At 56.2% G+C, this 11,617-nt stretch carries 9 protein-coding genes; 2 read left to right on the forward strand and 7 right to left on the reverse strand.

Annotated features, from left to right (window positions below; all coding sequences use genetic code 11):
• The first annotated feature begins 86 nt into the window (after positions 1–86).
• On the forward strand, positions 87–1,052 hold the full coding sequence (locus Poly59_RS15190) for a ZIP family metal transporter (RefSeq protein ID WP_146534948.1): 966 nt from the start codon (positions 87–89) through the stop codon (positions 1,050–1,052).
• 13 nt (positions 1,053–1,065) lie between these two features.
• Here Poly59_RS15190 and Poly59_RS15195 read toward each other — a convergent pair whose 3' ends face one another.
• The 4 genes from Poly59_RS15195 to rsmG form a co-directional block, all read right to left on the reverse strand.
• Complete coding sequence (locus tag Poly59_RS15195) at positions 1,066–1,767, reverse strand: hypothetical protein (RefSeq protein ID WP_146534949.1); 702 nt, start codon at positions 1,765–1,767, stop codon at positions 1,066–1,068.
• 155 nt (positions 1,768–1,922) lie between these two features.
• Positions 1,923–3,869, reverse strand: a complete 1,947-nt coding sequence (gene cysN, locus Poly59_RS15200) for a sulfate adenylyltransferase subunit CysN (RefSeq protein ID WP_146534950.1) — start codon at positions 3,867–3,869, stop codon at positions 1,923–1,925.
• Between the two features lie 113 nt (positions 3,870–3,982).
• Positions 3,983–4,894, reverse strand: a complete 912-nt coding sequence (cysD, locus tag Poly59_RS15205) for a sulfate adenylyltransferase subunit CysD (RefSeq protein WP_146534951.1) — start codon at positions 4,892–4,894, stop codon at positions 3,983–3,985.
• Between the two features lie 81 nt (positions 4,895–4,975).
• The gene (gene rsmG / locus Poly59_RS15210; RefSeq protein WP_146534952.1) at positions 4,976–5,641 is read right to left on the reverse strand and encodes a 16S rRNA (guanine(527)-N(7))-methyltransferase RsmG; all 666 of its coding nucleotides are present in this window, start codon (positions 5,639–5,641) and stop codon (positions 4,976–4,978) included.
• Between the two features lie 93 nt (positions 5,642–5,734).
• Here rsmG and Poly59_RS15215 point away from each other — a divergent pair, with 93 nt between their 5' ends.
• Positions 5,735–6,160, forward strand: a complete 426-nt coding sequence (locus Poly59_RS15215) for a gamma-glutamylcyclotransferase family protein (RefSeq protein WP_146534953.1) — start codon at positions 5,735–5,737, stop codon at positions 6,158–6,160.
• Positions 6,161–6,188: 28 nt separating this feature from the next.
• Here the strand turns inward: Poly59_RS15215 and Poly59_RS15220 are convergent, their stop codons facing one another.
• From Poly59_RS15220 to mfd, 3 genes are all read right to left on the reverse strand, one after another.
• Entirely contained in the window at positions 6,189–6,782 is a 594-nt protein-coding gene (locus Poly59_RS15220) for an HAD family hydrolase (protein WP_146534954.1), read from the reverse strand.
• A 102-nt stretch (positions 6,783–6,884) separates the two neighbouring features.
• Positions 6,885–8,171, reverse strand: coding sequence for an outer membrane protein assembly factor BamB family protein (locus Poly59_RS15225; protein ID WP_146534955.1), 1,287 nt, complete (start codon positions 8,169–8,171; stop codon positions 6,885–6,887).
• A gap of 76 nt (positions 8,172–8,247) precedes the next feature.
• Complete coding sequence (mfd, locus tag Poly59_RS15230) at positions 8,248–11,526, reverse strand: transcription-repair coupling factor (protein WP_146534956.1); 3,279 nt, start codon at positions 11,524–11,526, stop codon at positions 8,248–8,250.
• Between the last annotated feature and the right edge of the window lie 91 nt (positions 11,527–11,617).

Genomic DNA, 11,617 nt, shown 5'->3' on the forward strand with positions numbered 1-11,617 from the left:
ATTCTCAGTTTTCGTCCTATCGCTTAAGCTTTGCGATCGAATGCACCACCAAGCAATCTGTCCGCAATCTGTTCGCGATCGGCTTCATGAGACTCGAATCACTGCTTTTTACCTACTGTGTCGTGATCGTCATCGCTTCGATGGCCGGCGGATGGCTGCCGGCGTTGATGAAAATGACTCACCTGCGGACTCAACTTCTGATGAGTTTTGTGTCGGGGCTAATGCTCGGCATCGCGACTTTGCATCTTTTTCCTCATGCAACGGTGGAATTGAACTCCGCTAGCAAGGCAGGAACCGGTGCACTTTGTGGGATCCTATCGATGTTTTTGCTGATTCGCTTGTTTCATGTTCATCAGCACGACGCTCCCGCGATTGAGTCGGGTAAAGCCGAACAACTCTCGCACGTTCACGACCACGCCGCCGGATGTGATCACGACCATTCGCATCACAAGCCGCACAACCATGCCAACGCTGGCTGGGGTTGGCTGGCCATGCTGTTTGGGCTCGGGCTGCACACCTTGATCGACGGAGTCGCTTTAGCGGCCAGCGTCGTGGCTGACGCACAGCACGGTTCCTGGCTGCCACTTGCGGGCGTGGGGACATTTTTGGCCGTGGCGCTGCACAAACCCTTGGATGCGTTCTCGATCACGTCGGTGATGCAGAAAGGCGGATGGACGCCCGGGCAACGCACGTTGGCCAACATGACGTTCGCGATGGCCTGTCCGATTGGCGCCGCGCTGTTTTACTTTGGTGTCATGCGGATCGACGGTGGTTCGACTTATCTAGGTTGGGGGCTCGCTGTTTCCGCAGGTTTCTTTATCTGCATCTCGCTCGCTGACTTGTTGCCCGAAGTCGCCTTTCACGATCACGACCGCGGAAAGTTGACGGCGGCATTGCTAATCGGAGTCGCCTTGGCCGTCGCGGTTGAGAATCTGCCGGGACACCGGCACATAGCTCCTAAATCCTCGACAACGATCAATACGGTCGAGCCGAGCAGCGATACGGCCGAACTTCCGGTAATCAAGCCTTCGCCCACCGAGGCGAACGATTGATGAGTCCTGCCGGTTAGCTGGGCAGGTCGTTCGATTCGTCGCCATCAGCAGCATCATCGCTTTCAACATTAGCTTCGGCGACCTTCGAGACCTGTTCTGGTTCGCCGCCGACGATCATTTCTCGCGGGATCTGCGACTCGACCCATTCAACAATTCGGTCAGTGTTGTCACGGTTGTATTTCAGATCGTCGACCACAAACTTGCGAGCAATCCCGTCATCCGTTTTGTAGTGAAAGACGCCGATCCCTTTCTTTTCCCATTTCGCTTTGTTGAACTGAGTGATTTGGGAGATCTTCATTTCGACGCCGGAGCTGTTTTTCAGGCTGTCCTCGGTCGATTCGATCCAGCTTTCCTTGTCCATGAAGTACTTCGCCAGCATTGGCAAGCCAATCAGAATGCCCAGGACCAAAAAGATGTACTGGTCGAAGATTTTACCGTCCAGCGCTTCGCTTGATTCGTCGCTGCTCGGTCGTCGTTTGCTGTAACCTTCGCGCTGGGCGATCTCTTCCCACCGCTCCTTCAGATCTTCGTCGTCCAGCCCCGGGCTCGATGCGACTTCCTCTTTTAGCTTTTCCCAGGCATGCAGCCGCGGATAGCCTTTCGGATATTTAACGAATCCATCGTATGCGGACAGCGCCGCGAAACCGAGCAGGCCGAGCGAGATCAACAGGAACTTGAGTAGAAAATTCGACTCGGGGACGGCACGGAGATTCATCAGCAGTCTTCGCAGCAAAAATGAGTTCAGCGGACGAGCGTCGGCGACTTAGCACTGGTTGCTTGTCTGTTTCCGTTTGGTCGTGCAGGTTGGCTGCCCGCACTACGGCATTGAGGATTCACGCATTCCTGAGCCGTTCAACTCGACCGACACCACTAGCGAATGATCGACTTGGATCGTAACAGCTCGATCACTTGGTCGGCACACTGGTCGACCGATTGCGTCGATGTGTCGAGAGTTAGATCGGCATTCGTCGGGGCCTCGTAGGTCGCGGTGACGCCTGGGAAGTTTGCTAGTTCGCCTGCGTCTGCCTTCGCATACTGGCCCTTGGTGTCTCGTTGGCGACAAACTTCCACTGGTGTGGCTACGTGAACGACCAGGAACCGGTCTGCACCGATCAGCTTGGCGACCTTTTGCCGCACGTCATCCGACGGCGCTACAAAGGACGCGACACAGATCAATCCAGCATCGTTCAGCGTGTGAGCCAAGTGGCCGCTGCGGCGCAGGTTCTCGCTGCGATCTGCGGCAGTGAAGCCAAGGTCGCGGCTGAGTCCGCGGCGGACAGCTTCGCCGTCGATCATTGCGATGGCTCGCCCTTGGTCAAACAGTTTGCGTTCGACGGCTGTTCCAATCGCGGTCTTGCCGCTGCCGGTCAGGCCCGTCAACAGCACCGTTGCGGGCTTTTGCCCGAATCGTGCTGCGCGTTCATCCGCTGATACCTGCGACACTTCGGTGGCGTCGCCGTTGTCGCCTGACTCTTCGTCGTCCCAAACGGATTTTGTTTTTGCATCGCCCGACTTGTCCAGGATCATCCCGGCGGCAACCGTTGCATTAGTGATGCGGTCGATCACGATGAACGCACCGGTGCTGCGGTTGCGGCGATACGGATCCAAGTGGATCGAACCGGTCAACGAAACACTGACTCGGCCGATTTCATTCAGCTCTAGCGTCGGCGCGGGACTCCGATGCAACGAATTGACATCGACTCGGTATTTCAACGTTTCGATTGTTCCCGGCAGAGTCTGCGTGGTGTGCTTGATCAGGTACGTTTTGCCAGGAACCATCGCATCGGCATTCATCCACACCAACATCGCGTCAAAATCCGACTTGGACCGTGGCAGGTTGCCTGGTTTGACCATCATGTCGCCGCGGCTGGCGTCGATTTCGTCAGCAAGCGTCAGCGTGATCGATAGTGGCGCGAACGCTTCTTCGATGTCTCCGTCGAAGGTGACGATGCGTTTGACCGTTGATTTTTGACCGCTCGGCAGCACCATGATTTCTTCGCCGGTGCGAATGATGCCGGACGAGATCGTTCCGCAGAAACCGCGGAAGTTCAGGTCGGGTCGGTTCACATACTGGACCGGCATGCGGAAGTCTTGCAGGTTCCGATCGCTGCCGATGTAGACGTTTTCCAGGAAGCTCATTAGCGTGTTGCCGTTGTACCACGGCATGTTTTCGCTGCGATCGACGACATTGTCGCCGTCCAGAGCACTGATCGGAATGAAGTGCAAGTCGGGCAAGTCCAACCGCGTCGCAAAAGACCGGTAATCGTCGCAAATCTGTTCGAAACGTTCTTCGCTATAACCGACCAAGTCCATCTTGTTGATGGCAACGACGACGTGCCGAATACCCAGCAAAGATACGATGAACGAGTGACGCTTGGTTTGGGTGAGCACGCCGTGATCTTCGCGCGCGTCGATCAGGATGACGGCCAAGTCAGCGGCTGACGCACCGGTCGCCATGTTGCGAGTGTATTGTTCGTGGCCGGGCGTGTCGGCGATGATGAATTTGCGTTTGGCGGTGCTGAAGTACCGGTACGCAACGTCAATCGTGATGCCCTGTTCGCGTTCAGCTTTCAAGCCGTCCATCAACAGCGCTGTATCGATCTTACCGCCCGTGGTGCCGACCAGTTTGGAATCGACTGCCAACTGAGTCAGGTGGTCTTCGTACACCATCTTGCTGTCGTATAGCAGCCGACCAATCAGCGTGCTCTTGCCGTCGTCGACGCTGCCACAGGTGATGAAGCGAAGCAACTGCTTCTGCTCATGCTGTTTCAGGTAGGCGTCAATGTCGGTCGCGATGAGATCAGATTTATGTGACATGGGAAGGAAGTCGGTTCTAGTAATTAGGTTTTAGGTTTTAGGAAAAACGAAAGCGTTAGAGGAATTTTGGTTGAGGCATTTGTCCTAACACCTAAAACCAAATCCCTAACACCTTAGAAGTATCCTCGCCGTTTCTTTTCTTCCATTCCTGCGCCGCCTTCGTCTTGGTCGATGATGCGGCCCTGGCGTTCGCTGGTGGTGGCCAACAACATTTCTTGGATGACTTCTGGCAACGTGGTGGCCTCGCTTTCGACGGCGCCGGATAGCGGATAGCAACCGAGTGTCCGGAATCGCACCATCTTGGTCTCTTCCTTTTCGCCGGGCAGCAACGGCATGCGCTCATCGTCGCGCATCAGCAACACGCCATTGCGATTAACCACGCGGCGAGGCGCCGAAAGGTACAGCGGCACGATTGGAATGCTTTCCAAGTGGATGTATTGCCAAACGTCGAGTTCCGTCCAATTGCTCATCGGGAACACACGGATCGATTCGCCCTTGTTGACTCGGCCGTTGTAAAGATTCCAAAGTTCGGGCCGTTGGTTTTTCGGATCCCAGCGGTGCGACTTGTCACGGAAACTGAAGACGCGTTCCTTTGCCCGACTCTTTTCTTCGTCACGGCGAGCACCACCAAAGGCGGCATCGAATCCGTACTTGTCCAGTGCGGCCTTCAACGAGTCCGTTTTCATGATTTCTGTGTGACGCTCGCTGTCTTCCCACGGTTTGATGCCCAGTTTTAGCCCTTCTTCGTTGATGTGAACCAACAAGTCCAAGCCGAGTTCCTTGCGCGCATACTGTTCGCGGAACTCGATCATTTCGCGGAACTTGTACGTCGTGTCGACGTGCATCAGCGGGAAGGGGGGCTTGGCAGGGAAGAACGCTTTGCGAGCCAAGTGGACGAGCACGGCCGAGTCTTTGCCGATGCTGTACAGCATCACCGGTTTTTTAAACTCGGTGATGACCTCGCGCATGATATGGATGCTTTCCGCTTCAAGTTGCTTGAGGTGCGTGAGGTTGTAGTCCGACATGTCGCCAAAGATTTGAGTGTGCGAGAGATTGCGAGAACGCGATTATAAACGGCGTTTTGAGGGATAGTAGTCCGACCGCGATCAGGTTTCCTGGAACCGCGTCGACTCTTTGGGCCATAGCTGAAGGATGACGCCTTCGGATTCTTCGGCATCACCGAGTGGGTAAGTTGCGACTTTTCGCATTTGAAGATTCGCCAAGACGCCCAAATGGCGTGCTTCGCCCCGTTCCTCTATCCACTTGGGGCCTTTCACCAACAGTAGCCGGTCGACGTTCTGCCACCGTGGTTCGATCCAGCGACAGAATTTGGCAATGCTGCCGACCGCTCGCGAAACCACGGTCGTGAACCGAAAATCTTCCAGCAGATCTTCACCGCGAGCACCATAAACGGGCACGGGAACGCCGATCTCCGCCACAATCTCGCTCAGCACTTTGGCTCGCTTGGCAACCGATTCGGCCAAAGAGACTTCGATGTCGGGCCGCAGAATCGACAGGGGGATCCCTGGAACTCCGTTTCCGCTGCCCAAATCCAGGACTTCTTCACCGGCTTCCAGCAAGGGTGCCAGTTGCAAGCAATCGCGAAGATCACGGCTGACGAACAGTTCCCACGTCGTATGCCGGGTCAGATTGATATCTTCGTTCCATCGCCACATGACGGTCACGTAGTTTTGCATCCGCAGCGCGGTCGCCTCGTCCATTTCGATCGAGTGATTTGCGAGAGCGGCAGCGAATTCGGGGTCGAGCGACATGGTCAGTGGGTTCGCGAGAAGGCGAGGAGTCGGAAATATGATCGGTTTGACGGTAAGATCATGACATATCGTACCTAGTTACCGAAACCCATCATGATTGACCACGTTTTTGTTTACGGCACACTCAAAACAGGCCAGTGCCGAGGCGGCTTGTGGCCGGCAAAGCCACTATCCGTCCAGCCCGCCTGGGTGCGTGGGACGCTGTATGGTCGACACGACTATCCCGCCATGATGCCAGGAAATGACCGCGTGTTGGGCCAAGTCTGGAGTTTTGACCCAAGCGATATGACTACCGTGATGCGCGTCCTGGATCAAATCGAAGGCACCAGCCAACCGGGGTATCCGGATCTGTATGTCCGAGCGACGTTGCCGACCTTCGGTCTGGATAACGCCCCGATCGCGCTGGCCCACGCGTACCACTATGCCAAACCACCCGAGCTTGACGGGTTCACGAAAATCGTTGCAATCGACGACCCACCGGGATTCGCACAATGGCCCGCTGTTTCGATGCCATCATAAAACCTCAGGAGCGAACCCTGCGTCCGTTTTATCCAGCCGGGTAAAACGGTCGGACATCGATCCATTTCATCCCAGCCTTCTCGGCCGCCTCGAAACCGAGCGGCGAGTCTTCGAACACCAAACATTTCGTCGGATCGACGCCGAGTTGCCGAGCGGCTTCCAAAAAGACGTCCGGTTCTGGCTTGTGTTTTTCAGTGTCTTCGGCCGTCACGATGGAACCGAACAGTTCGGTGATCCCCATCTTTGCCAATTGCCGATCAATGATCGGGCGAATTCCACCGCTGGCGACCGCCATCGGCAACTTTCCGTGATGGCGGCGAGCAACATCGACGACTGCATCCAATGTTGTTAGTTGGTCGATCAGTTCAGCAAACCTGGCTTCCTTTTTCACCGCCGCTTCATCGGAGTCGACGTCGATCCCCTGCTGCTCGGACAACACCGCGATGATTTTCTCGCTTGGCATTCCGCCCATCGAATAGAACTGACCTTCGGGAAACGCGATCCCGTAAGTCTGCATCGTTTCTCGCCAAGCCACATAGTGCAGCGGCATCGAATGACTAAGCGTTCCGTCGCAATCAAAAATCAAGCCATCAAACTTGTCTGTAAAATCTTCTGTCAACATCAACGACTGCCACCCAAGGTGTTTCCACGACGTCGCTCGCGAATTGAAAAAAAACGATCCCTGCACGCGACGTTGCCAGGGGCCATGACTGGTTGCTGGTGGCTACTGGCCGATTCGGACCAGTTTGCTGCCTGTGCGAACAAGAAAGCCGTTCGCCAGTGGGACGACCGCGTACTGGATCTCGCCACCGAAGTTACCGGGTTGGGCTTCGCCCGTTGAAGTCCACAATCGATTCTCGGCCACGATGTCCAGTTCCGGCCCATTTGCCAAGACTGCGGTGGTGCCGTCCTTACCAAACACGAAAACATGTTCACCGATACCAACCGGCGTTGCCCAATTGGATTCGGGAAGCCGGCCGGTGTATACCGTTTCGCCAGTCGCCATGTCCAGACAATAGACCACGCCGGCGCGATTGGTATAGTAAGCATATTCTCGGTAAACCAGCGGCGAGCCGAATGAGCTGGTCGCCGACGTGTTTCGCCACACGACTTCGGTCGAGTACTTGTTCTCGCCGTCGATTGCGTTGACCTTCATCAACAAGTTCGATTGTTTCGCACCTTCGGATTCTTCGCCGTTGCGTCCTGGCGATGCACCGATCAAGAAGCTGTTGTTTTGTGCCGCGATCGGAGACGCGACAGTGTTGCCGCCGACTTCATCGAATGTCCAAAGCAATGCACCGGAGGCTGGATCGTAACCGTCAACACTGCCAGCGGAGGAAACCACCACCTGTGGCTTTCCATCAATGGCGATCATCATCGGCGACGACCACGAAATCCTTGGCGAACGGTCTGTCTTCCACGCGGTCTTTCCGGTCGCTTTTTCAAACGCGGCGAGATAGGCCGGACCATCGTTGTCGGCCAAAACAAACAGATGCTTATCGTCTTGCGCGACTGAACCGCCCAAGCCAAACCGGCCTTCGTACTTGCCGTAATCGTCAATCAGGTTTCGTTCCCAGCGAACGTCGCCGCCGGGCGACAGAGCGACCATGTCGCCGCTTTCGAAGAACACATAAACACCATCGGCATCGGCGACAGGTGATGGCGCGGCGCGGCTTGTGTAGACGTCGTTCTTGACCTGCAGCGAGCTTGGAAACGACTTTTCCCATTTCTTGGAACCATCGCCCAGCGAATAACACATCACCAAATTTGACTCTTTCATCGGACCATCGACGGCCGTGATGTAAACGTTGTCACCAATCACGATCGGGCTGGATTGGCCGTGACCTGTCAGATCCGCCGTCCAGGTGATGTTGGATTCCGGTGTCCACTCGATTGGCGGATTGAACTCGGAAACTTGCGTGTCACCGCCAAGGAATGTTGGCCAGTCGGCCATGGCTACCGAAGCCGAAGCCGCGACAACCAGGAGAGCAAGAACGGTCGGTTTAAACATGGTCGAATCCTAAATTTCAGTGCAAAGTTGAAGGGAGGCGACATGCTTCGCCATCATAGATTTAATCGCTTGCGATTTACCCCAAGTGCAGGGCAGCCCGAGCGAGTTGCAGCCAGCTTGTGCCGGCTGCATCGGCGTTCATGTCATACGCCTTTGTTGGAATGTACGCACGCTTAGCGTCAACGATTCGAACGGGGACTTTGGTGTGCTTTTCGAGCTGTTCGATTCGTCGTTTATTGGCGTAATGCAGCACGATGAAGCGATCGTTCGTTGTGATCGCCGCAATCTGCCACGCGGCCGCATCCATGCGCAGTTCGGCTAGTTCCAGCATCCGATTCGCGGCCGCCGGCGGCTTCCCGAATCGGTCTTCCAGTTCTTCGCGAATCGCACCGATTTCGCTGGCACTATTGATCTTGGCAATCCGCCGATACAAATCGATCTTATGACGAAGATCGGGAACATAATCGTCGGGCAAGTAGGCTTCGACGGGCAAATCGATGTCGACGTCCGCTGACAATTTCGGCGGCAGCTTCTGCAGCGTTCGCACGGCGTCTTCGAGCAGCGAACAATACAGTTCGTAGCCGACTGCCGCGATGTGCCCCGATTGTTGACTGCCCAGCAAGTTGCCTGCACCGCGGATTTCCAAGTCTCGCATCGAGATCGCGAAGCCAGCGCCCATCTGGCTGAACTCTTCGATCGCACGCAAACGTTTTGATGACTCGGGCGACAAATGCTTGTGCTTGGCCACGATCAAGTAGCAATACGCTTGGTGCTTGTAACGACCCACGCGCCCGCGTAGTTGGTGCAACTCACTTAGCCCGTAACGGTTGCCGTCGTCAATGAACATCGTGTTCGCGTTTGGAATGTCCAAGCCGCTTTCGACGATCGTGGTCGCCACCAACATGTCAAACTTGTGCTCGATGAAGTCCACCATGACTTGTTCGAGTTCGCCTTCGGGCATCTGTCCGTGACCGACGCCAATCCGAACCTCGGGCACGATCGCTTTGAGTTTTTCGACCAGTTGAGGCATGTCGCCGATGCGATTGTGGACAAAGAAAATTTGCCCGCCGCGGTTCAGTTCGCGGACAATCGCGGTACGGATTTGGTTGTCGTCCCAGCGAACAACTTTTGTTTCAATCGATCGCCGTTCGGCCGGTGGCGTTTCCAAGTTGCTGATGTCACGAACGCCGACCAGTGCCATGTGCAGGGTTCGCGGGATTGGCGTCGCCGAAAGGGTTAGCACGTCGACGTTGCTGTGCAGCGTTTTCAGTTTCTCTTTGACGGCAACACCGAAACGTTGTTCTTCGTCGACAACGACCAAGCCGAGGCTGCTGAACTTGACGTCTTTGCTTGCCAATCGGTGAGTACCAACGACGATGTCGACCTTGCCGAGCTTCAAATCCTGAACGGTTTGTTTTTGTTCGGCACGCGTGGCGAAGCGGGACAGCTTGCGAATCTCGACCGGAAACTCGGCCATCCGTTCGCGAAAGTTATGATAGTGCTGTTCGGCTAACACGGTCGTCGGGACCAACACACCGACTTGGTAGCCACTGGTGACCGCCTTGAATGCCGCTCGCATCGCGACTTCGGTTTTACCATAGCCGACGTCACCGCAAATCAAGCGGTCCATCGGCCGAGTGGATTCCATGTCGACTTTGAGCGCCTCGATCGCCGTCAATTGATCGGGCGTTTCCATGTACGGAAAACTGGCGTCAAACTGTCGTTGCCATTCATTGTCGCGGTCGAACGAGATGCCTTGTTTGGTGGTTCGCTGGGCCTGCATTTCCAGCAATTCTTCGGCCATGTCGGTGACCGCTGACTCGGCCGCTTTTCGCTGGGACTTCCAGGCTTGGCCGCCAATTTTGGCCAGTTTGGGTTGCCGCGTTGTGCCGCCGACGTAACGCTGGATCAAACCGATCCGTGACGCCGGCACGTAGATCTTGCTGCCTTCATCAAACTCGATCGTCAGATGTTCGAGGTGCTGGCCGTTTTTGTCGATGTTGGTCAGACCGCGATAAAGCCCGATGCCGTACGACAGGTGAATGACCAAGTCGCCCGGTTCCAACTGCATCAGACTGTTGATCGGCTTGCCGCGCGACCGCGATCGACCGCGCCGCACCGGGCTGCGGTGGAACAGTTCCGCACCCGTCAACACCAGGACTCTTGCCGCAACCAACCGGAATCCGCCCGACAGTTCAGCGACCGTCAAGTGCAAGCGGCCTTCGCGAGTCGCCGCAGTGTCGTGAAGCAGTTCGGTCAAACGTTCGCCGTCGGCCGGTGTGTCGCCGACCAAGATGACTTCGTGTTCCGCCGCGACAGTGTCGATTTTTGTGAGCGTTTCGTCGAGTGATGTCGCGAACGCGTCGGCCGTGCTGGTTTGCAGATCGACGATGTCTTTCGGTTTTCCTTCGGCAAGCGAAGTAGCCGAAATGACGGCATGGCCCGATAACGATTTCATCAGCTCGTCATAGCTGATCAGGTTGGCGCCGTCATTGGTTCGGCGAATCAAATCGTCAGCCGATTTTTGCGTGCTCTGTGGATCCACCACGATCACGATCGCATCGTCAGGCAAATAGTCGGCGATCGAACCGAACGAGCCCGCGGTCGGTCCTGCGTCGTCTTCGTCGCTGCTGACGCCAACGGCGGCGATCTCGACGTGGTCAAGCGATTCGATGCTGCGTTGGCTGCCCGGATCGAACTTGCGAATCGACTCGATCTCGTCACCAAACCACTCGATGCGGATCGGCTGGGGCTGGTCAGCCGAATAGATGTCCAGCAGTCCGCCGCGAGTCGCAAATTCGCCTGGCAGCGCCACCGCAGTTGTCGCCGCGAAACCGGCTTCGGCCAACCATCGACGAATTTCCTCGGGGTCGACTTCGTCACCGACTGAAATTCGCCGAGTCGAATCGCGTAGTTTTTCGGGCGTCGGCACCAACTGCATCGCGCCACCGATGAACGCTGTCACCAACAGCGGTTTTTCGGGCGACTCGTTGCGCTGCAAAAGTTGTTGCAGCACTTGCAGGCGGTCCGCGTAATCTTCATCGCGAATCGAAGAAGCCGAAACGTCGGCCGATGAAAGCGGCAACGACACGGCGTCGGCCAAACCGAATGCGATCGCGTCGCCGGCGACGATGTCCGCGTCGGCTGCTTGCGGCAACAGCATCAAGATGTGCGGCCGCTCGATCGCGACGGCCGCCGCAAAGACGCCTCGCAGCGAACCCCAGACGCCAGAAAACGCCAGCGTCTTTTTGGTCGTGTGTTTCGACAAACGCGCGCTGATACCCGCGGCCTTGTCCAACAGACGGGGCACGTCAGCGAGTGAATGAACGGTCGTCGAGGAGACGGAATTTGCCATCGGTAGCAGCTTACCGGATACGTCAAGCTTGACTAGCGACCATGCCTCCAACAATTCACGGAACCGGACATTCCGTCGCCCCTTTCAGTAT

Origin of the sequence: Rubripirellula reticaptiva, assembly GCF_007860175.1 — a bacterium.
Lineage (GTDB): Bacteria > Planctomycetota > Planctomycetia > Pirellulales > Pirellulaceae > Rubripirellula > Rubripirellula reticaptiva.